Source organism: Paenibacillus sp. P4_E11, assembly GCF_056401635.1.
Window position 1 is genome coordinate 1 of record NZ_JBFUIX010000003.1, and the last position, 24,657, is coordinate 24,657.

Sequence of the window (24,657 nt, forward strand, 5' to 3'; positions counted from 1 at the left end):
GCGCAGCGGCACGGGCGCGGCTGGGCGTGGCGCGGCTCGCGGAGCCGAAGGCACGGAACGCGCGGCGGGCTCGCGCGGCAGCGCAGGCGCGGCTGAGCGTGCCCCGGCCGCAGGCGCTAGCGGCGCAAAGCGCGCGAGCGCCGGTTCTGGCGCGGCCGCCGCAAGCGAAGGTGCGACCAGCGCCAACGGCGCCAAGCTAGCCGGCGGCGGTGCGAGCGCGGGCGAGCGCACCAGCGCCGCAGGCACGGCGCTGCGCGAAGTCGTCGCGGCATGCCCGCGCCCCGGTTGCGGCGGCGACATCATCGTCGGCCACAAGGGCTATGGCTGCTCCCGCTTTCGCGAAGGCTGCAAGTTCGTCATCTGGAAAGAAAGTTTAGGCAAGTCCTTAACACCTACGATGGCGCGTAGCCTAATCCAGAAAGGTCAGACGAGCAAGCTGAAGCTGACAGACGGTTCGGGCCAGCCCATTGAAGGAAGGATCATACTGAAGGATTCCACATCAGGAGCATTAGCGATTGAGCCCAGTTAGCACCGGAATGTCCTCAGTTGCTCTTCCGGGAGCCTAGCTACACGGAGCGCACATGAACATTTGATCCAATCGTCTAAATTCGTAACCTTGTTTGCGGGCATAATCAATGATTTCCCCCATCGCTTCTGCATTGTCCTTGGATACGGAATGCAACAGGATAACGGCTCCCGGATGGAGCTGGCTGACTACTTGATCGTATGCATATTTCCAGCCATTTTGCTTTTTCGTATCCCAGTCGAGATAAGCGATTGACCAAAAAGCGTTAATATAGCCGAGTTGCTCGCTAACGGCCAAGGTGCGTTTGTTAAAAATCCCCTGAGGCGGACGCAAGAAAAGCATTTCCTTTTGTCCCGTCACCGTTGAAATTTTCTCTTTTACCTGATTCAGTTCGTCGATCATGCGCTCGTCGGAAATCTGCGTAAGATTCGGGTGACTCCACGTATGGTTGCCGATTATATGCCCTTCACGAACCATTCGCTTCAAAAGTTCCGGCTGATCTTGAATGTAATGTCCCGTAACAAAAAAGACGGCCGGTACCCTCTTCTCTTTCAATACATCCAATATTTTCGCGGTGTGCCCATTCTCGTATCCGTTGTCGAAAGTCAGATATAGTTCCTTCCGTGACCCGTCCCCGATAAAAATGGCATGATGCTTTTCCAAAATGTCTTTAAAGCCCTCCTCGTTAATGGAGGCTGCCAAACCGTTCTTGCTTTTCTTAAAACCAAAATGGAACGGTCGGTCATCGAAAGCCATGGCGGATAGCAGGATCAAACTCGCTAGAAGTGTCAAAAACACCGCTATATGGATACCTTTATTCTTGAAACGCATCGTTTCAAACAAGCTCCTTCCAACTACGTATTGGTTTATGTAGTATCCTACCTATTTTTCCTTATCGTACACTTCTTAATCCTGTAATCATTTCCCTCGTTTGGTGCTGGAACGTTGTGCAAAGGATATACATTATTGCCAACTCAGGAAGAGGGTATCACGATGGGAATCAAAATAAAGCTTCTCTGTATATGCACAATTACTGTGCTTTTCCAGTTCTCGACACTCCCTATCTTCGCGTACGATGAAACCGAGTTCCGTGACCGAAGAGCGGCGATTGTGATCGACGATTTTGGCAATAATATGGCAGGTACGGAAGCGATGATGAACTTGCCTTTTCAAATAACGGTCGCCGTCATGCCGTTTTTGCGGACAACGAAGAAAGATGCGGACACGGCGCATCGGAACGGACACGATGTAATCGTACATCTGCCAATGGAACCTTTGAAAAGCAAAAGAAGCTGGTTGGGGCCGGGAACGATCACTTGCGATTTGCCTGACGATGAAATCCGCAGACGGGTGAATGCCGCGATCGAGGATGTCCCGCATGCGATTGGGATTAATAATCATATGGGATCGAAAGCGACTGTCGACGAGCGAGTGATGCGAGTTGTACTGGAAGTTTGTCGGGAGAGAGGAATGTTTTTTTTGGACAGCCATACGAACTATAGGAGCATCGTTTCGAAGATTGCTAAAGAAGTCGGGGTCCCATCCATCGAAAATCATATTTTTTTGGATGACATCAAAAGCAAAATGCATGTGTGGAATCAGATCAAATTGTTGCAGACGCATTTGAACGAGCACGAAACGTGCGTGGTCATTGGCCATGTCGGCGGGGGTGGTAAGATAACTGCGGAGGTACTAAGACAGTTACCTGCCACGACTAGTGGAATCCGCTTCGTCGGCGTTTCGAAGCTTCTGCCTTGATCCCAACCCCCATGAGGCTCCCAGGAACGATCAGATCTGTTTTCTTATTTCTCTGACTTTAATAACGAGGTAACACACGCCGGCACAATAAACGATAGCCATTTGAATGATTTCCCACAACCTCCCTGATCCAAACCATGCACCTAAAGTATGAATTGAATAATGAACGATGATCAGACACACCAACAATTGCGTGGTTTCAATTAAGGTTTGTATGGGTGGAACTGTGATACGGTGTGCCTTTGTCAGCATAATCGAGTTCCACAAAGCGGCAATCAACTCTAAGCTTAGAATACCAATAACTGCCCCGGCGTAGCCGAATCCCGGAATCGCAATCAACATATAGTTGCATAATACCGATCCGATGATTGCCAATACCAGCCCTTGAAGAGGCCTAATCTTGTCTCCTCCTGACCACAGGATGATAGTGGTTACCTCCCGGAGCCCGGCTAAAATCGGAATGAAGGCCATATAACGGATCGCATTCGCAGCTGAACTATTGTAGAAAAATAGCGAGGATAATGGTTCGGCGTATGTATACAAAAACCATGCCGAGGCGCAGCCCCATAACCAACTGAAGCGAAGTGCGAATTCAGAGCGAACCCTAAACGTATGGTGCCTAAGAGCGATCCGATCTGCAACCAGTTTCGTCGACAACGTATAGGCAAGAGCCGAAGTAATCAATGTAGGCATATAAACGACCAGCGCCCCCATTCCTGCAAGCTCCCCGAATATGGAGACCGCTTCGGACAAACTGTATCCTGAGGCTTGCAACCGGTTCGGAACGATGTAGGCGTCGAGAAAATCCGAGAGCGGAACGATGTACCGGGTTGCGGATACGGTCAATGAGGAATATAAGAATAACGCGATCTCTCTCTGTGCCTTGATCCCCGGCATTTCCGGCAATTTCCCGGATTCGACAAAGGCAAACACACGGGTCGATGCAAGCAGAAATACGACCGCACCGACCGCACCCGCAAACGCCCCGATCATAGCCCCTCCAATTGCATGGGATAGTCCCAAAGGGAGCCACGCGAATACAAGTAAAATCATGAAGGTTAACCGGACTGTCTGCTCGACAAGTTCAGATATGGCAATCGAACCGTGGCTGTTCCTGCCTTGCAAATATCCTCGTACGAGGCCGAGCAGCGGCACGATGACGATCGCCGGTGCGACACAACGAATGGGAAAAGCCAGTTGATCGTTGCCTAGCGACCTCGCCAAGCTGTCGGAAAACCGATAACAAAACCACCCTGCCCCCAATCCCAAAATAAGAAGAAGGACAGCCAATCGCTTAAACAACCGACGGCCTAGTGAAAGATCTTCCGCCGTGGTCAGAGCAAGCGAAGTAGGGAGCCCTCCTGAAATAACCGTTAAGCTGAATCCGTAAAATGCATAAGCCATTTGGTACAGTCCAATCCCTTCCGGCCCCAGGATCCGGATAAGTGGGATTCTTGCAACGATTCCCAGCAACTTCACCAGAAACAGAATACCCGATCGTGTAATCATATGTTTCATTAGCGAACCGGAACTCACACCTTCACCCCATTGCTGGTCTTGTCCTTTTCCTCCTTTCATTGTATTAGTTTTTGTTCTCCATTATGAACGAGTTTCGATTTTTCAGTTATTTGATGTGGATCAGCCAATACCGTGTTGTTTTGTCCCAGCCCAAATCGAATGGGGCACGGAAGCGGTCAACCGTATGGCAGTTAACGAGAGGATAGCCGTTGTTGTCAAAACCCATGAATATGGCGAAATGGTCGATGTCTCCCGCCAATTCGTAGGCAATCAAATCGCCGGGAAGCAATCCATTAAAAGCCCCTTGCGGATTGTGTTCCATCGGTTTCATGATTTCGGAATAAGTTCCCTTAGCGACGAGACGGCCGTACCCGCTGTACAAGATGAATTGTTTGAACTTATCGGTTCGTACCCAATGTACGCTTCCACTACCTTTCAAATACCGCCAACCATGCGTCATCGGTATTCCCCCGCCTTCCGGGTCTCCGAGGACCTGTGAAACGAAGTTGGTGCAGTCCCCCCCCGAACCGGTGTAATCACGGTATTTGCGGTTATACCGATTCTCATTGCCGGCCCCCCAGGCTGCGCCGGCATAATTGTTGGCATAATCGATCGCTTGTTCCCGGTTGAAATGTCGCACAGATTTTTTTCCTAATGAGGGTACGTCGGGGGAACGTAGTGCGCTGGTATCCGGGTCGTTAGACTTCCGTTCTTGGGCCGGGATAAGATCTGGATTTTCGTCGAATGGGTCCAAATACCATTCGTTCAGAACGAACCATCCGTCACCGTTTTTTTGCAGTTTCAGCGAATGCCGGGTTCCAACTCCAAAGTGCTGCGGTGCAACTCCTGATTCGTTGTACTGGTACGTCAGCTTCAAGGATTGGACTACCGATGCCCGAACGAAGCCTCCTTCCTTTTTGATGCGGCTGATGCGGATCGAAGGTTCCGCTGCAATGAATTTCAGATTTCTTCGTTCCGCCCACATGCGAACATATTTGCTTCGATGCAGTTCAAGGCCTTTGGCGTATTGGCTTGTCCTTCCTTGTTCCAGGTAATACCCGGATAATAATCGTTCATCCCCGTTCAGCAAAAAATCAGCTCTAACGTCATACAATTTTTGCAGAAAACTGCGGATTTCCTGTTCTTCGTCTGATTGTTTTGCAAAAACCGAAGAAGAGCTACAAATCATTAAAAGAACAAAAATGATCCCTATTGCCTTGGCCTTCAAACGTATCACTCCAAATACCTAAGTAATTTTCTACAAATACAGGGGTAATGTTTCCCTTAAGGGCGTTTTTTATGTATGTGTTTAAAAGCGATGGTTTCTTGGAAATCTTAACAACGAGGTGACAAAATGAAACGAAATAAATTATGGATAAAAGTATTGATTCTGTGTTTAAGCAGTGGTTTCCTTGCCAAATCCCCTGCAACTGCAATGCAAACTAACCAACCGGAACAATCAAATCTAATGAAGCTAATCACTGATGAAGCTTCAAAAAGAAAAATCGCCCCTATAGATGCGAGAACGGATAAGGTATGGGGTGGGATTCCTGGGTATAATGGAATTGAGGTTGACGTTAATAAGACTTATGAATTGAATAAAGGACTTACAGATCTAAACTCCATTCAATACGAGTATCAGGAAATTCAACCGAAAATTCATTTGGAGGATCTAGGGGCTCAACCTATTTTTATGGGAAATCCTTCAAAACCAATGGTTTCTTTGATGATCAATGTTGCTTGGGGTAACGAGTATATTCCCCAGATGCTTGACATATTAAAGAAGCATCATATAAAAACGACCTTTTTCTTTGATGGTTCTTGGCTTAGTAAAAATGGCGATTTGGCCAATCAAATAGCCGAACAAGGACATGAGTTATCCAATCACGCCTATTCCCATAAAAACATGAGTAGACTAAGTAAAAGTCAAGCCGTTCAGGAAATAACCAAAACCGAACATCTGCTCAGTTCCACTTTTCGTATCCAAAATACGTTGTTTGCTCCTCCTTCTGGCGATTATGACATGACAACTGTGAATATCGCAAAGGAATTGCATTTAAAAACCATACTTTGGACGTTGGATACCGTAGATTGGAAAAACCCTCCCCCTCAAGCTATTATTGAAAAAATGGACAGGAAAGTTAAGGCAGGTTATCTAATTCTAATGCATCCAACCAAATCATCAAGTCAAGCTCTCGATGGAATGATTCAAGTTATTGAACGAAAAGGATTGAAGGTTGGAACCGTAAGTGAGGTTATATCGGAAAAGCGGGTTAAGAACGAAGACCAATCGGGTCGATAATACATATTCGCCTTGATCGAGCCGGAACAACAAACAGGCTGCCCTTCTAACGACCGAAGTCGCTGGAAGGGCAGCCTTCTACTACAAATGGCTTATGATACACCCACTGGCATCATGTTGCGGGCTAGTCATTATTTCTTCGTTGCAGCATAGATGGCGTTGGCTTCTGCTGTTGCTTTTTCCAGACCAATCTTATTCATCTCAGCAACGAAGCTGTCGAAACCCTTATCAAGATCGACTTCGCCGACAATGAATTTAAGTTCGAATTCTTTCAGCATTTTCGTCAGTGCGTCTTTGTTCGCATCAAAGCTTGGGATAATGCGCAATTGCATAGCATCCGTTATATTCGTAATGCCTTTATCATTGATCTTCTCTTTGAAAGCTTGCTTCTCTGTCGGATACTCAAGCTTCAACAATGCAGGGTTGCCCTGGATCATGAAGAAATTGGAACCAATTGAGGAAGCAGCTTTGATCGGATCTATATATTCCGCCTTCCGCACCGGACCACCGTCAACGATATCGTAATGCGTACCCTTCTCACCAAACAGAGTCATCATGTAAGGCTCTTGATCCGTCGCTATTGCGTCAACCATTTTCAGAATCGCTTCCACCTTCTTCTCATCCTTGACGGCATCCGCACCAATCGCGAATGGTGACTGCTTGAAGCCTTGGGCGATACCCATCATTTTACCCGCAGGGCCGACAACCGGCTTGCCAACGACCAACTTCATGTTCGCTTTGGCAGCGTCTGCACCGACTTGCCCCGAGATGTGGTTGTGATACCATGCCGCCTGATCTAGCATCCCCATCTTGCCATTAACGAACTTGGCGCGATAGGAATTCCAATCATCGGTAACAAATTCAGGATCGATGATGCCCGCTTTGTACCATTTGTTAAGCACTTTTAGCGCAGTGCGCGATTGCTCGCTCGTGAAGCCAAATTGAACCTTGCCGTCCACAATAATCCAAGCAGAAGGATGCACGCCGTGAGCAGCAAATACCGTGTTGAATATTTGATTGCTGCCCAGTGTGTCCTTGCCGCGTGCGGAAATGCCGTACGTGTCCTTCTTACCGTTGCCATCGGGATCGTCGTTGCGGAACTTCGTCATCACATCTTCCAGCTCTGCAAACGTTTTCGGAGGTTCGTTGTAGCCAATCTTCTTCAGCCATGCCTCGTTATAAGCTGGAATGAACGGAGAGCCGCCCTCACCGAAAAACTTCGGTATCCCATAATTTTTACCGTCAACGACACCTACATCCCATGCTGTCTTATCTGTCTCGTCAACCATCTTGGAATAGTTCGGCGCATACTTACGGATCTTCTCCACCGGAATCTCGCCGACTACCCCTTGCTTGACATAGTTCAAGAAGTCACCAAATCCACCGTCTACGGTCGCGAAGAAATCCGGTTTCTCGCCGGAGGCCAGCTTAATGTTAACCTGCTGCTGCCAATTGGAGCGATCGATGCCGATTGGTTTGAGCTTGACATTGAACTTCTTTTCCAAATATTTCTGAATAATCGTGTCCGTACCAGGCACGTAACCGCTCATCCACGAAAATTCAATCGGTTTCGCAGGTGTAATGGGTGCTGCCGTTGCGCCGTTCGGTGATGCCGCAGGTGCTGTTGTTGCACCTTTTGTTTCTTCTTTAGCGCCACCGCAACCAGCAAGTACGATCGTAAGCGCAAGAGCTGAGGCTGAAGCTTTGAACATTTTCCCCTTCATTGTAGAATCCTCCCTATTGTGATCTATTATATCAAACGGGCGTATGTTGCCTCCGTCCAATAACGAAGTTGGTGCGCCGAATCAGCCTTTGACCGAACCGACCAATATGCCTTTGGTAAAATGCTTCTGCAGGAACGGGTACACAACCAGAATCGGAAATGTAGTGAAGACGAGCACGGCGGCCTTGAGCGATTCCTTCGGTGGCGCAATCGTACTCATCATCGCAGTCGCAATCATCGATTCGTCCTGACTAATAATCAACCGCCGCAAATACATCTGCAGTACGATCAAATCCTGTTTCTGCGCATACATCAGGGCATCGAACCATGCGTTCCAATGCATCACCGCACAGAACAATGCCATCGTCGCCATAATCGGTTTCGACACCGGCAACACAATTTGAGCAAAAATGCGGATATCGTTTGCGCCATCGATTCGAGCCGACTCCTCGATTTCCTCGGACAACTCCATGAAGAAATTACGGATGATGATCAGCCAGAACGTATTGATCATACTCGGAATAATGAGCGCCCAGCGCGTATCGAACAGACCTATACTCTTGATTAACATGTAGCTGGGAAGTAACCCTCCGCTGAAAAACATCGTAATGATGATGAACATCGTAATTGTGGTTCGGTGCGGCAACCCTTTCTTGGACAACGCATACGCTGCCGAAGACATGATCGTAAGCATCAGAACCGTGCCTACAACGGTGCGAAATACAGAGTTGCCAAGTGCTCTCCAAATTTCCTTCGTCTTGAATAGTTCCGTATAGGACCCCGTACTGAAGTCTCTCGGAATAAGGCTTACACCCAGACTTGGTGCGCCAGCGCTCAGCGACAGCGTGATTTGATGCAAGAATGGATACGTCATGGTCACGCACATAAGCAATAGTACGAGCAGCAAGAACACTTGAAACAATTTCTCAGGTAACGTCAATTTCATAAGGGCGCCACCTCCCTAAAGCTGACAATCCTCATACCAGCCCCTCCTGTCCCGCACGCTTCACGATATAATTCGTGAACAGTACAAGTATCAAGGCGATGACATTCTTGAACAGACCGACCGCCGTTGCGAAGCTGAATTGCATTTGCTCCAGACCTACACGGTACACATAGGTATCGAGAATATCGGCAACCTTATAAGTGGCCGGCGAGTACATGTTCAGTACCTGATCGAAGCCAGCGTCAAGCACGTGGCCGATCCGCAGAATGAACATGATCGAGATTACCGGGATGAGTGAAGGCAGCGTAATGTACAGCATCTGCTTGAACCGTCCAGCGCCGTCGACAACGGCAGCCTCATACATTTGAGGATTGATCCCTGCAAGCGCTGCCAAATAAATAATCGCTCCCCAGCCAATTTCTTTCCAGATCGCAGTGGAGATGAGGGTGAACCGGAAGTATTCGGACTTGCCGACAAAATAGATCGGTTCAAAGCCAAACCAGCCGATTATAGAATTGACGATCCCGCTAGATGGCGATAGTACCGTGAACATGAATCCTGCTACGACTACCCAGGACAAGAAATGAGGTAGATATGAAAGCGTTTGCGCAAATCGTTTAAAAAATTCAACACGAACCTCATTAATCAGTAGAGCTAGCACAATGGGTGCCGGAAACCCGAATACAATGTGGTAGAAGCTAATCACGAGTGTATTGCGGATGATCAAGTGAAAATCCTGCGCCCCGTTGATCATGCTATGGAAATGTTTGAGCCCAACCCAGGGGCTTCCGTTAATTCCCTTGGAGATGACAAAATCTTTGAACGCAAGTTGGATTCCGTATAGCGGACCGTATGAGAAGATGATGTACCATACGATCGCGGGGGCAAGCAGCAGGAACATGTACTTGTATCGTTTGTACAATCTCCACCTTCGCTGCCAACTCGACGGTTCCTTTAATGCGGCAGGCGTTATTCGGCTGCTTCCCGGCTTCTGATCCGTTGTTTGATTTCCAGTAGATGTCACATGCTGCATTGGGCACTTCTTCCTTTCGTTATTATGATTGACATGATTCAAATTTATTATGGGAGACTCGTCCACGTCCATTCCAATTCTCTCGAAACCGTTGCGATAATTTCCGATTGGAACTCGATTCGAGAAATTTGTAAGAAAAAGAAAACCCGTAGCACCTAGGCAGGCGTTTCGGGTTGTCAGGTAATACTTATTATTCGGCTAATCGTTCCCGCATCTTCTCGGAATTCCGGTACTGCAGCGGGGTAATGCCGAACTTCACTTTGAATTTGGTACAGAAATATTGCGAGTTTCGGTACCCAACGGATGTAGCAATTTCGGCTACGGCTAACCTTGGTCTAGAAACCAGCATCAGTGCTGCGTGCTCCAAGCGAATTCGGTTCAAATATTCGGTGAACGACTCGCCCGTAATCGTGCCGAATAGCGTGGAGACATAGTTGGGCGATAGATTGACGCGTGCGGCTAGTTCGTCCAACGACAGATCCTCGGCCATATGGTCCGTGATGAACGATTTCAGCCGGCTGATTTTCTCCAGATGAACATCATTCCGGCTTTCGTGAATATGCTTAGCCACTTCGATAGCCTGTTCCTTAAGTAATGCCAACGTCTCTTCCATTGTGCTTTGCTTAATTTTGTCGTGCGCGCTAAACACGGGAAACATCTCATGCAACTTCTGTTCGACGACGACCTGCGATAGCACCGTACCCAGCCTCAGACAGATGAGCTCGATTGTCTCCACGCTCAACGGCTCCGCGCGCAGCCGCGCGGCTAGATTATCCATCCATTGCTCCGCTTCGTTCGCGGTGCCCGCCTGTACTTTATGCTGCAACAAATCGTAACTGATGTCCGGGGTAAGCAGCGTTTGCCGATAGCTGGAAATATCCTCATACATGATGATAGCATCCTTGCCACGAACGAACGAATATTTATACGCTTGCATCGCTTCCTGGTACGAACGGTGAATCGCCTCTACGGAATCGACTACCGTGCCAACGCCTGCGCCAAATGGCAGATCGCTCGTGGAAGGTGGTATCGAAGCAAACGCTTTGGCAATCATGCTGGCGGCTTCTTCCGGGTTGCCGTAAATGAAAATAAGCACAACCAATTCATGCGGACTCAGACTGACGATTTCTGCGGCTAGACCCAAGTGTTCGCTCACATTTCGGCTCAACTGCTCGATACCGTCCGGTTCCACTGACAGATAAGCAACCGCGTACCGGCACTCGAGCGGGATGGTCGGCAAATCGCCGAACCCCGCATCCGTCTGCTGCCCTGTAATAAGTCCGGTTATCTGCTTGATCCTTACCTGATCCTTCATCCTCAACATACTTAAGTCGATGAACATCAGCATGTGGTTAATGGCGGCGTATTCGGTTCCCTCCGTGACCTGCACCGGCCCCGTGTACAGATTACGGATCGAATACAGCAGCTTCTTGAGCGGCATATAGAAATGCCGTGACATCAGGAAGGATACGATAATGCCACCGAGCAGCGCTAACAAGCTGGCGGTCCACACTTGCCGTTTCATCTTGTCTGCAGCTAGCAGGAACGACTCCATCGGACGAACGATGACGTACGTCCATTTGTTGGAGGATTCTGTAGCTGGCAGCAAGGAAATGACGTTATGGCCTAATCGCAAAGAGACATCAGACGCCGTCACATTGCTGCTGGAAGATGAGAAGCTCTTGACGAGGCCGCCCACTGTCTCCATTTCTTCCGGACTGGCCTTCTCGCCACCCAACAGCAATTTCCCATTCTCGTCAAACAAATACAAGTTGGACTCGGGAAAATTAAGCGCATTACGCATTGTCTTGTTCAAATAGTCTATATTAATGTCCAGATACAGGAACCCGGAAGCTTTTGACGGTTCGGCCCTATAGGGGAGCGTATACACATACGTCATGACTTTGTGGTCAGTCGTTCCTGGCTTCTCTCGCATAAACCAGTGGTGAGCAGGGGTCGATTCGAGCGAGCGTATGAAGGCGGCGTCTGAGGAATTGCCAGGCTTCTCGTAATAACGCTCATCATCAATCACATATTGCCCCTTGCCAAAATAAATGGTGATGCCGTCTATTCCTTTGGTCATCTCCTTGATGATCCCGATATCTTTTCGGAACGTGACAATCTTATACATGTTGCCGCTGGCAGGCTGGTCGAGCAAATAATTGATCGCCTCCGCGCTGTCCGGGCTTAGAGTGGAAAGCACCTTATTAAAGAAAGCGTCTTCATATAATCGCAAAAAACTATTTTCCACGACATCCCTTACATTCAACAAGCCGTACCGGGCATCCTTGGACACTTCGCTCGTCACCATACGGTTCGCATTGGTTAGCAAATAGCCGCCCGTGATCCCGATTAAGACAAGCGCCAGAATCGTATACGAGAGCACCAATCGATAGTAATAACTGCTTCGCCATTTCGTAATCACCGAAGAACCCCCTTCCCCGTTGATCCGTTTCTCGCCTATCGTCTCTCTATTATACTTGGAATTCACCAAGCGACAAGCCACAGATCCATCCATTCTTCGCGGCCCCAAATAAATGCAAATAGGCCGGAGTGATACGAATAATCGTACCTCTCCGACACAAGGGATTGCCATTATAAATTTCACGAATGCTTTATAAATATTTCGAACAGCCTGAATCGGACTAGATGCCGAGCACGGTCTCGCGATACGATTCCATCCCTATCAGTACTCATCTTCCTGTCTCTGTTAGCTCCGTCTTCCAAGTCAGCTCTTCACCCGCCTGCAGAGGACCTGATACGAGCAGCGACAGGCTGGCCGAAACACCGGAAACAGAGTGGAACGAACGCTCATACGACAGATTATTCTGAACCGAGTAGACGGCATCCGGCGTGCGGATCACATTGTCACAGGCATCGCAGTCGATCTTATACGACCTGCCGGCATACGACAGCTCCCACCCATGCTCCATCCGGCGCTCGATTCGAGTTCCATGGCGCCCGTCGGTCATCAGCAGCGGTAATATATGTTCGCAGGAGACGAATGCTTGTTTCGCCTGAAGCGCGTATGTCCATTCTACACCCGATCCGGTGAGGCGGATGGACTTACGGCATACGAGCTTCTCAGTCTCCACGGTCATCACAATCCCATTGTCCACCCATTCCACGGCTGCCGTTTCTGTCATGTCGGGATAGACAGCCTGGCCCTCGGCATCGCGAAGCAAGAAGCCTTCCCATGCGCCCAGATCATACCCTTGATAATAAGGCTGCGCAGCCACCCGGCTCGGGTTAAGCCGTGGCTCGGCCAGTGGAAGCTGGTTGCCGCCAATCCGGTAATGGAACCCGCATAGAGCAGGGGAGTATTTGCCATGATGCATCCGCAGACTGACTGCGAAGAAGTCGTCACCGTTGCGCACGAACGCATATCCGCTGCGCGTGTCGACGTAGCTGTTGCGAACAGGCAGCGGCTTGCGTTCATTGGCGCGCGGCATGTGCAGCTTCCGATTGATAATGCGCTCTGCAACAGAAATGCCGGTCATGCCGAGAATGCCGTAGCAGTTCACTAGCGTGTACCATTCATAGCCGGTGCGGAGCTCATGCGGCAAGTAGTTCGGTGTCAAGCTGTAAGTACCGTCTTCTTTTTTATACGGCAGCCACGCTTGAAACGCTTTGGCGAACAAGTCGGCGTCAGCCATCCCCGCATACGCCTGATAGGCAACAAACGAGCCCCATGTGAACTTTTGGTGCCGGCTGCGCTCTGTCATAGCGAATGTGCCATCGAACGATGTCGCATGGTTGAACCATTGCTGCCCTTTCTCCAGCAAAGTCTCCACCCGCTCGCGCATAGCGGCATGTTCTGGCTTCCACTGCTCGATCGCGGACATGACACTGGTTAAGATCAGCATGATGAAAGCCGAATAGGCGATCGGCATCCCGTCGTGTTCGCGGAAATTAACCTGGTCTTTGAGATCGAATGCATCGTTCAAAAATCCGTCGTGTTCGCGTTCTTCCATCAGTTGCATCAATTTCTCCATAAAGGCCACATCTGCAGCACGGTAGCCCAACTGCTCAAGGAATAGCTCATTGCCAAGCTGCAGCGCGGCGCAGTTCAAATTGATCGTGCCGCAATCTTGCGGCTCGCCATGCAGGAACTCGTCGGCAAATTCACCCTTATACTTGTTCCGCTCCTCTTCCGGTAGCATCAGTAGTGCCATCATCCCATAATGATAGATGAACATTCGGGCGAACGGCGCGACCTTCATGTCTTTAATCCGTACCGTTGCGCGGCGGACAAGCTTCAGGGCAGCGTCGAGAAACTCCTGCTTGCCAGAGAAATTGTAGCCGTTGGCAAAAATAACAGCGGCCGTGCCAGCGGTATAATTCTCGCTGTAAATCGTATCACAGCGGTCCTCGATCGCCCCGGTTTCTTCATCCATCCAAGTGGTGATTACTTTCATATAATCGTTCAGCACCTGCTGCATCTGAGCATGTACGTTTTCACGTTGTTGTGTAAACATGGAAGTTCCTCTCCTTCATGATGAACAATTGTTAAGCTTCGTCTTCGTCGTATTCGCGATAGGCGCCGAATACGAACAAGTCATCTTCCCCAAGCGACGCAGGAACGGCGGTATCGTCTTCACCGAGCGCCTTGGCTGCCCGCTTCCACAGCCGGGTTCGCGCATAGCGCTGATGAATGAGCTGGAACGGTGTCGTTTCAAGCAGCCGCTTCGCTTCAGTGTAATTGCCCTTATCCGCAGCAAGTGCGGCCCGGCGCTCTATCAGCCACTCATCCTGCAGCGCCGCTGTCTCGGTGAGCCAACGCTCACGCTCCGCAAGCGTCTCCGTCCCGAGCATCGCAAGCGCTACATCGCGCTCGAAGACGACCTGCGGATGCAAGGCGAATGCCCGCGAGGCAATACGGCGATAGCAAGCCACCGCAGTGCGGGCTTCTCCCTTGACGCGCCGGTACAGCCGCGCCGCAAGTGCGGCAGCGCGATCGTCGGCGGATACGGTGAGCACGGCTAGCGATTCATCGATGCGGTCATTGCCTGCGTACCAGGAGCCGAGCTGGAACAGCCAGCGGTCCCGCTCCTGCCCCGTGGAGCCTGCGGAAGCCCAGCGCAGAGCCGCCTCCAACTCCTCCATGCCGCTTGGCGCCCAGCGATTGTCGCCTTCGTCTGGCGGCGCCGGCAAGGACGACCGATCTTCGCGCCTGTAAGCGTCGACCACTTGCAACCATACATCCCCCTCCGCGTCGCGGTAAGAAAACAGCGGCACCTGCTCCAGCGGAATCAATTCCGGCGCCGGAAGCGCGATGTCATAAATCGATAGACGCCGATCGGTCGGAATCCAGTACTCGGTGTGGGACCGTTGTTGCTGCGGCTGCAGCTCCTGCTTGATCGATTGATCCACGATCGGCCCCGCCTGGATTTCCAAACACTGCTCGCCGTCCAGCGTATACTGCGTAATGAACGCTTCGTGAGGCCCGATGCCGTCGGTCCACAGCTTCATGCCCGGCACTTCGTCCAGCTTAGCCGCATGATATAGACCGCTGCCAAGGCTTGGCGTATACGCGCCGAATGCCCCGCAATCCGGCTCCCGCCAGAAAAAACCGGCCATCCGTGGCATGTCCGACTGCCGCTTCGGTCCGTCTTGCTCCCAATCGATCATATCCATCTTCTCGCCGTGATACAGCACCTGGCCGCGTGGATAATGAAATTCGGTATCTTCTCGCGCAGGGACACCGGCGTTCGACCAAGACATCCACGGATGCGCCGCCGATGTAGGATTGTAGAAGACGGTTCGCTGCGTCAAGAAGTCATCGTGTTCCCCTAGCGAATATTCCACCGTCCACTGCATGCCGAAGCGCAGCTCACGCTCCCCGCACCAGACGTAGCAGCGGTCACCGATTCGTTCCGTACGGACATAGAGCGGTACAATCTGCACCGGTGTATGCGAGATCGGGAAGCTGACCTCGATGCCTCCGCCAATGAAGAAGTGTCGTGGCAGTACTCGAATGGGTCTAACGATCGGGGCATGATGCAGCACCTCACGGCCGGAAGGCCGGTGCTGCAGCGAGTACACCTTGCCGCCAAGATCGGGACAGATTACCGCCTGAACATGATCGTTAGCAAGCGATACGAACCGATAGCTCCGCAACGTGGCGCGACGGCTCGTCTCAACAAAGCTTTCGTATGGATAGACACCGTCGGGATCCTGCGCCGTCGGGATCGGTCCCGCAGGTGTCAGTTGATGCTCCAACATAGTGCTCGTGTAAGATTTCAGTTCCAGCATCTTGCCAGCTCCTTTATTTTCACAAGGTTATTGAATGGGTGGTGCTGCGGAACAAGCCCGCTACTTCTCGCCGCCCTGATCATCATCGGCTGCCGGATGCATCAACAAATCATGGTATTCCGCCGTCAAACCAGCCTTCGCTTCCACTTCTTCCGGAAATTCGGCATAATTGGCGATCACATTGTCGCCGGTACGGTGCAGATGAATATCCTCCGGCGTCGAGTAGCGACTGTAGTTGCCGCTGATGCGGAAGCCTGCGCTGCCTTCATCCAAGTAAATCGCCGATACCGGGAACGAACCGGCCCACTTGGAACGCTTGATATCGACAATCAGATTGCCGCTGATCTCCGAATCCGGTTGTTTCGATAACGTATAAATCCCGGCCCCGTCGCATAGCAAATTCATGGAGCGAACGATGCGATTGTGCACGATCCGGTTGTTCGCCGCAGCCGAATCGACATGCAGCCAGCCCCATCCAAGGCTGATGCCGGAATAAGGCAAATCGCGCAAATCGTTGTTTTCGATAGTGATGTGGCGCACATACCCAGCAGCAATGCCGATGCTCCCGTAATAATCTTGCCCTATACGGCGGACAACGTTGCTCGCAATGCGATCGCCAGTCGACACCTCACGAGAGTCGAGCGGTAGATAGGGCTCATGAAATTCGACATCTGGCGCAGAAAAGGTCCCGACTGAGATCCCGTTGCCCGCAACGTCGGTAATGATGTTCCCCTCTGCCTCACACTCGAGCGTGCCGTAATGAAAATCAAGCGCAGTTGCGCCCATATGCCGAAACTCGTTGCGCTCGAATCGGACATGCTGCGCGCAAGCGACGTACACACCTGCGGGCGGACGGTCAACACGCTGGTTGTTCTGCTCGTCCGCGAACACGTTGTACTGTCCCGCCTGCGCGGTCAAATTGCCCTGCTCGCTTGGCCGCAGCCAGTTCGTATGGGCGAAGCTGATGCCGCGGAACGTCAGATTGCGCACCGGGCGGTCAAGCGTGCCCACAATGCTCACAAGCGTCTCCGCGACAGGCGCTATCGTCTCCGCAGTCATCATGTCCTCGCCCGGTCTCGGGATGTAGTGCAATTCCCCAGCCGCACGATCCGCATACCATTCTCCTTCGGCATCGACGAACTCATGTGCGTTCTCGAAGTGGTAGTATTGACCGTCCTTCTTCGGAGCGAAGGGACGCGCGAACAGCATCGACCCCTCAGGCTCCTGTAGCTTGATGCGAGCCTCGTCGCCATCCAAGGTATAGCGTTCCAGCCGGACCGTCGATTCACCCCAATATTGCTGTATGATCATTTCCACATCGCGAAACTGCCGCCAATCGGCAATTTCTTCGCGGTTTACTACGATTTCCTTCGTTTCGTTGTCCCAACTTAACAGGCTGAAGTACAGCCCCTTGTCCGGTCTCCGCGCACGGATCGCGCGTTGTCCATTCACATACAATTGACGGAATTGTCGTCCGCCTAGGTCGCATTTGTACATCAAGTTTCCGCTCTTGCTCCAGCCTGTAAGCGGCACACCGCCACTGAAGACTGGCTTCTCGCCGGGATAGGCACAATAGATGATGCGGAAACCGTTCGTCCCAGAATCACGCTCTTCGAATGTGGTCGCTTCCGTTACCCGGTATGTTCCACCGCGCAAATACACGATGATGTCTCCGCTCATGGCTTGATTCAGCCCTCGCACCGCGTCTCTTGCTCGCGCAAGCGTACGGAACGGACTTGCCCCCGTTCCGTCTCCTCCATCGTCGCCTTCAGGCGAGACATAGAGGATGCGGTCGTCCGAACGCTGACTCTCCTTTTGCATGAAAGCACCTCATATCGATTGTCATATAAGCCATAACCATCGCATTGCGACAATGTAATTGTAAGGGCTCGCGGTCAATCCGTTCAATTTCAATTTTTATCAAAACGTTACAATTACTTCTCGATGGTACCCACAACGAAAGTGACCTCGGATACTACCCGTGCTTCAGGGGTTCTCGCCGTAAGGAGGACACGGTATACCGTCTTCACCGCACCTGTGATCGTTTGGATGCGCTGCGGATCGATCGTCGCCTCATAGGCGTCACCATCAAACGTCATATCGACCGTCTCGAGCCGGATCAGCCCAGGAGCGACTGCATGGGGTTCGACTGCACTGACGAATACTTCGACGAACGAACGCGGTATCTCGCCGAATAAGGCCTCATCGCGGACCGTCAGCTTATAACCGCCGCTAACAGGCCGATCCCACAAGAATTCGCGAGTCAAGTTGGTCAACTTGGCGCACCCGTATGCAGCAGTCAAATCGAGCGTGAACCTCACCTGCTCCGGTGTCGCATCATAAGCAAGCACGCTGGCGCGGTAATCGCGGCCGACACTTTGCCTACATCCGTCCACGATCGGCACCGAGTGGCCGTGCGACCCGGCCTGCAGCATCTCGTAGCGGGTGTCCCGCTGAAAATACTGGCGCGTATACATCCCCGCTCCCAAGTCGGCGAGTACCGTTGTACCGTTGACATGCAGCAGGAAGTGACCCAAATCGTTATGATTGTGCGGCTCCTCATTGTGCCCGCCCTTCGCTGCAAAGGCGACGAGGCCGTCACGGGTACGGCTTTTGGCAATGGCCCACTGGTGACCGGCGAAATAGAAATCGCCGTGATCGCTGTGTCCTTTCCTTGTTCCGCTCCCGGCTGCAGCGGCCATGCTTCCAGCAGCCGCTCTTTCCCCGCTCGCGCCTCCCTCCGCCCACAGCAGCAGGCGGCTTGTATTAGCCCAGTTGCGAAACAGCTGCCCGTCCGGTTGCGGCTGCCCATCCGGTACGATCACCTCGGGGAATCGACGCTGCAGCCGACCGAACAACCCGATGTTGAAATCAATTTCGTCGGGAGCGTCAGAGAAATTGATGACCTTGCCTCCGGATAAGAGGCAGACATTCGGGAATCGGGCAATTGCCGCGGTTCGTTCCCCTTCCAGTAGGTCGACTCGCCCTCCCGTACGCTCCCGCAGCAGCTCGGAGAAATAGACGTAGAAGCCAAAGCCGAACTGCCAATAGGCAATTCCTTCTGAAGTCGCGCCTTCCTCGTCGAACCCGCTGAGATGACTGCGCATAGCAGCGATGATCCGCCAGAGCATGCCGGCCAGACGCTCGCTGTTCTTCTCTTCATAGATCGCCGCTGCACCGATACCCGCTGCGCAGACGGCTGGCCAATTGTTCGTCTTCATCTCCCAGTTTTGCGGAGACGGATCCTCGAAGAATACTTGAAATACGCGTCGTTCCAGTTCCTTACGCACGCGGTCCGCTATCCAAGGATGCAGCGTATCGCCCGCGAGGCTGATAATCTCAGCAAGCGCGTGGGCAGTAATCGCCGAGAAGAGATCGACCGTTTCCCGCGGAGGGAGCAATCGATCCCAGATGCCCTCCGGATATTCGTTAACGTACAATCCAACGTGCGCGGGCAATACCCAGGTTGCTTCATCGCATATGGCCCAGATGGTATCTTCCAGTGCGCCCCGCCATTTCTCTCCGCCTTCCGTCAAATGCAGCAACGCCAGCACCGACAATCGCGTCCGTCGGTCAAAATATTTAGCCTCATAGGCCTGTCTGTCACCAGTTGCGCCGAATAGGATAAATTCACTGAACGGCAACGTTGTAAGCAGCGAGGAGCCGTACTGCTCGCCCTGCTTATGTACTTCTTCCCATAACCCGGCGAATCGCGGGGCTGCAAGCGGATTGCTCCATCCGTCCGCCTCCCTTGCTTCCGGGAATAGCGTATATCCATCCCGCTCGGCATCTTCCAGAGCCGTCTTCAATTGCCGTAGCGTAAGCTTCTCGATACAGATCCCCATTCCGCTCATCCCTCCGTTTGGATTTCCTTGTTATCAGTCACGATATTCGTCTCGATACAAGCCGATCCGTTTGAACGGGATGGCCTCGAAGTCCGGTATTTCCCGATATACAGGCGAATCCTTACACAACGTGAAGTCTCCACCCGCTTCGTCAGCGAACTTCAAATCTTCGTTGGTTACGAAATTGTCCCGGATCGTCCCGAACTCTCTACCAGTCGAATCGATCCACATCGTGTCCCCATGCTCCGACATCACGCCTCCGTGGTACCAGGTCGTCCCCGTCTGGTAAAGCACATTGCGCTCCACCGTATTGTATTTCGGGTACGACGGCACATCGTCCCACAGCGTCAGCAGCGCCGGATACTTGCTGGGCCACGGCTCATCCCGATACGGCATCGCCTGCAGCCGCACGTGCATGACCTGACCTTCCATGGAGTGCCGCTCTGCCCATTCTCCCGGCTTGGAGCGGGCGTCGAGCTGCAGCGATCGGCTGCAATTCAGGATCAGGTTGTCGCGCAGAACATTGCTCCGTCCACCGCCGATCATAACCGCCAAGTCGATGTCGTGCAGCACATTGCCGTACATTTCCAAGCCAGACGCCATATCGTCCAAATAAATGCCTATATGCAGTTGTGACACGTCGTTATGAATCTTGTGAATATAGTTATAGCGAATGACATTCCCTTGCTCCGTCCAATCACGTCCGATATAGATAGCACCGGCATCACCTGTCTCCGTGAGCACGTTGTGAATGTCGTTGTATTCGATGAGATGGTCGTTTCCGTAGATCAGAATGCCGACATGAGGCGCGTCGTGAATATAGTTGTTCGCCACTATCTGGTTGACACCGCAGAGCTGCACGGCGGCGCTGTAAGTCAGCTTCAACCGACTGTAGCGGCTGATGTCGTTATTGCTTGCATAGTTACCTCCAGGCGTCAGCGTACGACGATTCCCGCCGGCGAGCAGCACACCGCCAATCCCCGTGTCGTAAATATCACAGCTGACGACGCCGTTTCGCACGCCTCCCTCCACGAATGGATCCTCACGCCCGCCATCTGCCGACGATCCTTCGGTAATGCTGATTTCTTTCCCAATGAGGACGCCATAGCCGGCGAGTCTGCGCAGCGTGCAGCCTATAACCAGATTGTCCGCGCCGCCAACGATCTGTACCCCCGTCCCGCGGGATACTTCGAAGGTGAGCTTGCGGAACGTCACATGTGCGGTGTTCTGCAGCAGCGCCAGCGGACCGCCCAGAAGTGACAGCTGTACGCTGCCAGGCCCGAGCTGACCCGGCGGGTAGAAGTAAAGTACGCCCTTCGCCCGATCCAGATACCATTCACCTGGTACGTCGAGCTCCTCCAGCACGTTGTAGTAATAATAGCGCTGCCCGTCGCGTATGGAATAGAAGCTGGCGGTATCTGTGACAATCCGGCCGCCAGCCGTGTCGATCGAAGCGATGCGCACATTACCGTCCGCCCAATCCCAGTACCAATAACCGTACATCCAAAGATCGCCGCTGTTGTGCCATCCGGCAGGACGATCGTCTGCAAACTCGAACGTCGCTCCCTTAGCGAGCTCCTCCGCTGCTCCCGCACTGTCACCGTCATACTCACGCGGATTTCCGCCTGGATCAACTACATGCTTGATCTGGACATAGCCTTCGTTCGGATACCGAGCGAGCGTCATGGTGTTGCCCTCATAGAACAGTTCCGGCGGTGATACGTGATTCGCCGATGACGGCAGCCCAAAGCCTGTCTGCGTGATCGAGCCGTATTCGTTCATGCCGAGCGCCCGCATGTCGAGCTGCAGGACATGATCGCGAACCCCGTCCTGCAACCGCTTTCGAATCGACTCATCTGTAACGGGTGTGAATCGGTCCACCGGCAGATCGATACCGCCGCTCAGCCGAACATCCTCGCCTTCCCAGGCGGTATATAAGATCGGCGCATCCGCCTCTCCCGAATCGCGCTCGTCCAGCAGGAAGGATTCCGCCAACCGGTAAGTGCCGCCGCGCAAACGCACCGTTACGCCTCCTGGCGGCAATCTGCCCGCCTGCTTCAGCTGGCGTATCGCGTCCCGCGCTCCGGCAAGCGTGGCCATCGGCGCCTCTACCGTCCCTGGGTTGCGATCGTCTCCCGCAGTATCAACAACAATTGAATAGTTTTCACTCATCATGGGGCTCTCCCTTTGAACCGTTCGCAATAGCAGCGGTTATAGTTGTTGTATCATGACAGTGCGATTATAGAGGATGGCCGCCGAGCGTTCAATTTCAATTTCAATCAAATCGTTATAATTATTTCTCCCCGGATGAAATCGCGCTCTTTATCACTAGCCCTAGGGTCGCGATTAACGCGGAATAAGAGGCTGTCCCTGCGGCGTAGCCCTAACAATCCGAATATGTTCATTAACTGAAGTTTCCAACTTCAGTATCGTTCCTTCCACCACTTGCTCACCTGTCGATCGAATGATCTTGGCTCCCTCGCTCCAAGGACTATATATACATAAAGTCGTCCCCGCTTCGCTTCTCACTTCGATCCACTGCACGTCTCCGTCTTCTGAAGCAGCACTCACGAGAAAACCACCCACTGCACGCAGTGTATGGAACTGGGCACGCTTCTCCATAGGCCAGTTGGGAAACAGTCGGATGACTCCGTTGTAGCTCTGCATCAAGCACTCGTTGACCACGACGGGAAGGGCAAAGTTCTCGAACCAGATCCCCAATCCTCCCATATAATCGTATTTCGTTGTGTCCGAATATCTCCCGCCCGTCTGCAGCACTTTATCCGTACATGTGCCATTCGGGAGCATACAGTATTCAATCTGCCGCTTGAATCGTTCCAGATCGAGCAGTCCCAGACGAGCCCCGGCCAGATTAAGGAAGACAAGCTCATTGCCGCCCTCATTCCGATGATTGCGATAAGAATTGGCCGCGATTTCATATTCCTCCGCCGGTGAGTGCAAACCGTGATCCTCACCTGGGAATATGGTCGTAATCCCATTCGGAACGTTGTACACGACCTCCGGGTCTTCACCTGGCACCGATACGAACACTGTACCGCGCTGTGACATGGCGGTTGGATATGCTGGGAAGCGGTGCAATATGTCCTGCACGCTCTGAAGCAGCTCCTCCTCCACTCCCGTTGTTTCCAGCACATCGCATGCCTGTATAAATGCGTTAAAGAGGAATTTCGTCAATGTTAAATCGACCAGACAGTCGTAATTTTTATCGAAACCCGGCGTCAATTGGTAGAGCTCAGGCGGGACTGTAGGGAATATATGGTATTTGTCATCTCCCCACTGTTCACCGTGCGCCTCTGGACGTTGCATATAATCGACCATGAACAGCACCGCTTCTTTCATCAGCGGGTAGGCGTGATCGTTCAGGAATTTCTTGTCCAACGTATAAGTATAGTGCCACCAAAGACTTTGCACAGCCCAAGGCGTTTCACATACCTCCCAGCCCCAATGCGGAACGGGATACGGATTCATATTCATTTCCACCGGATATGCAGTATGCGGATAGAACGCTCCACGTAACCCGTAATACTGCTCAGCCCACTTCTTGCTCATCGGCAGGATGTGGTGAATCATGTTCACGTAGGCGATATGCTTATCTACATGATTACTGGAGAAGGACAGCCAGAACGGCTGCTGCGTATTGTAATTCATATGGTAGTCGCCATGCCAAGAGGATCCGATGGATTGATAGCTCCAGTTGGCATACAACCCTGGACATGTGCTGTCAGGGCTAATCGAGCAGTTAAAGAAATATAGATTCCGGTACCATATTCGTTCCAACAACTCATCTTCCAACACTACACCAGAACAATCCCAATAAGCTTTCCAGCGCTCTCTTGTTTCCCTCAAATCATGTTCTGCTGCCTCCACAACAGGGATGGGCAGTTCTGCAGGAAGTTCGGAGACTACCGATTGCAGCCCTTCCTCCAGCTGAACACATGCGATAAAGGGCGCCCCGGTTGATAACCTGGCCTCCAAAGCTCGAGACATTTCTTGAATGTCGATATGGTCTGTAATTCGGACTGTCACCCGAAAAGCTTTATTGCGCGAATCAGGCTCTAGCGGTCTATCATGACGAAATGGAAGAGTCTGCTGGAAAAACAACTGACGAAGCTCGGGATCAATCCCGTGCTCGAACGGCGGTATGTCCTTCGGTGTATCCGAGTCAGGCAACAGCCTGATCCGCTCGAAGAATGAGGGGAAATCCCCTTTATGATACGTATCGATCAAGTTCATCCATACGGTATCGCAGCGAAGATCTACGAATAGCTGAAGAGTCGCATAGGAATCTCCGACCTGGAAATACACTTCACATAATCCATCTGCAATGTGTAACGTATGGCCCAACAACTCCGCCTTGCGCCGATCAAATGCGAGTATCAACGAGCCACAAGGCATGGGTCGAGGATAAGGTTTCGCATAATTTTCACGTGTCATAGTGAGATAATCGCGATACCAAGCATCTTCCTTTAATGAATCGTAATCCGTTGGAATCGCTTTTACTTTCTCGAATACTTCCGCGAATGTCCCGATCTTCTCTTGATTGTCTTCCGCCACACGGACATCCCATACGTTGTTATGGCCAAAATGGAGGACGACCGAATCCGGGCGGGTTGTGACGACAACACCCATGCCACCATTCCCAAGCAATGCCCCTTCAAAAAAATTAGGGGCCGGTTTCGGATACTCTAAGGCATGCTTGCGAGCTTGCTCCACTACATTCATCGACAGTT

Annotated in this window: 16 protein-coding genes; 3 read left to right on the forward strand and 13 right to left on the reverse strand. The window is 51.9% G+C overall.

Translation table 11 applies throughout. The annotated features are described in order from the left end of the window. On the forward strand, positions 1-529 hold a 529-nt coding region (locus AC1DWB_RS01895; protein ID WP_477539328.1), incomplete at its 5' end, for a topoisomerase C-terminal repeat-containing protein. Positions 530-562: 33 nt separating this feature from the next. Here the strand turns inward: AC1DWB_RS01895 and pdaA are convergent. Then, positions 563-1,357: a delta-lactam-biosynthetic de-N-acetylase gene (gene pdaA, locus AC1DWB_RS01900; protein WP_477539329.1), complete on the reverse strand. Its 795-nt coding sequence runs from the start codon at positions 1,355-1,357 to the stop codon at positions 563-565. 162 nt (positions 1,358-1,519) lie between these two features. On the opposite strand from pdaA, the gene AC1DWB_RS01905 reads away from it, so the two are divergent. Beyond that, positions 1,520-2,284 carry a divergent polysaccharide deacetylase family protein gene (locus tag AC1DWB_RS01905; protein ID WP_477539330.1) on the forward strand — a complete coding sequence of 255 codons (765 nt, stop codon included), beginning with the start codon at positions 1,520-1,522 and terminating at the stop codon, positions 2,282-2,284. A gap of 30 nt (positions 2,285-2,314) precedes the next feature. Here the strand turns inward: AC1DWB_RS01905 and AC1DWB_RS01910 are convergent, their stop codons facing one another. Together AC1DWB_RS01910 and AC1DWB_RS01915 are read right to left on the reverse strand one after the other, a co-directional pair. Beyond that, positions 2,315-3,820, reverse strand: a complete 1,506-nt coding sequence (locus AC1DWB_RS01910) for an oligosaccharide flippase family protein (RefSeq protein WP_477539331.1) — start codon at positions 3,818-3,820, stop codon at positions 2,315-2,317. A gap of 88 nt (positions 3,821-3,908) precedes the next feature. After that, entirely contained in the window at positions 3,909-4,892 is a 984-nt protein-coding gene (locus AC1DWB_RS01915) for an amidase domain-containing protein (protein ID WP_477539332.1), read from the reverse strand. Between the two features lie 264 nt (positions 4,893-5,156). Here AC1DWB_RS01915 and AC1DWB_RS01920 point away from each other — a divergent pair, with 264 nt between their 5' ends. Then, positions 5,157-6,104 (forward strand): polysaccharide deacetylase family protein, encoded by a 948-nt coding sequence (locus AC1DWB_RS01920; RefSeq protein WP_477539333.1) that lies wholly within the window; start codon positions 5,157-5,159, stop codon positions 6,102-6,104. Positions 6,105-6,235: 131 nt separating this feature from the next. On the opposite strand, the gene AC1DWB_RS01925 is transcribed toward AC1DWB_RS01920, so the two are convergent. From AC1DWB_RS01925 to AC1DWB_RS01970, 10 genes are all read right to left on the reverse strand, one after another. Further along, positions 6,236-7,828 carry a type 2 periplasmic-binding domain-containing protein gene (locus AC1DWB_RS01925; protein WP_477539334.1) on the reverse strand — a complete coding sequence of 531 codons (1,593 nt, stop codon included), beginning with the start codon at positions 7,826-7,828 and terminating at the stop codon, positions 6,236-6,238. 81 nt (positions 7,829-7,909) lie between these two features. Beyond that, positions 7,910-8,773 (reverse strand): carbohydrate ABC transporter permease, encoded by an 864-nt coding sequence (locus AC1DWB_RS01930; protein WP_477539335.1) that lies wholly within the window; start codon positions 8,771-8,773, stop codon positions 7,910-7,912. A 31-nt stretch (positions 8,774-8,804) separates the two neighbouring features. Further along, on the reverse strand, positions 8,805-9,806 hold the full coding sequence (locus tag AC1DWB_RS01935; RefSeq protein ID WP_477539336.1) for an ABC transporter permease: 1,002 nt from the start codon (positions 9,804-9,806) through the stop codon (positions 8,805-8,807). Positions 9,807-9,996: 190 nt separating this feature from the next. Beyond that, entirely contained in the window at positions 9,997-12,231 is a 2,235-nt protein-coding gene (locus tag AC1DWB_RS01940; protein ID WP_477539337.1) for a helix-turn-helix domain-containing protein, read from the reverse strand. 268 nt (positions 12,232-12,499) lie between these two features. Then, entirely contained in the window at positions 12,500-14,284 is a 1,785-nt protein-coding gene (locus AC1DWB_RS01945) for a hypothetical protein (protein WP_477539338.1), read from the reverse strand. Between the two features lie 31 nt (positions 14,285-14,315). Then, positions 14,316-16,061 carry a DUF5107 domain-containing protein gene (locus AC1DWB_RS01950; protein ID WP_477539339.1) on the reverse strand — a complete coding sequence of 582 codons (1,746 nt, stop codon included), beginning with the start codon at positions 16,059-16,061 and terminating at the stop codon, positions 14,316-14,318. Positions 16,062-16,121: 60 nt separating this feature from the next. Further along, on the reverse strand, positions 16,122-17,882 hold the full coding sequence (locus AC1DWB_RS01955; RefSeq protein ID WP_477539340.1) for a right-handed parallel beta-helix repeat-containing protein: 1,761 nt from the start codon (positions 17,880-17,882) through the stop codon (positions 16,122-16,124). A gap of 113 nt (positions 17,883-17,995) precedes the next feature. Continuing rightward, positions 17,996-19,906, reverse strand: coding sequence for a hypothetical protein (locus AC1DWB_RS01960; protein ID WP_477539341.1), 1,911 nt, complete (start codon positions 19,904-19,906; stop codon positions 17,996-17,998). Positions 19,907-19,939: 33 nt separating this feature from the next. Next, positions 19,940-22,081: a right-handed parallel beta-helix repeat-containing protein gene (locus tag AC1DWB_RS01965; protein ID WP_477539342.1), complete on the reverse strand. Its 2,142-nt coding sequence runs from the start codon at positions 22,079-22,081 to the stop codon at positions 19,940-19,942. Positions 22,082-22,252: 171 nt separating this feature from the next. Further along, positions 22,253-24,649, reverse strand: a complete 2,397-nt coding sequence (locus AC1DWB_RS01970) for a glycosyl hydrolase family 95 catalytic domain-containing protein (RefSeq protein ID WP_477539343.1) — start codon at positions 24,647-24,649, stop codon at positions 22,253-22,255. Positions 24,650-24,657: the final 8 nt, after the last annotated feature.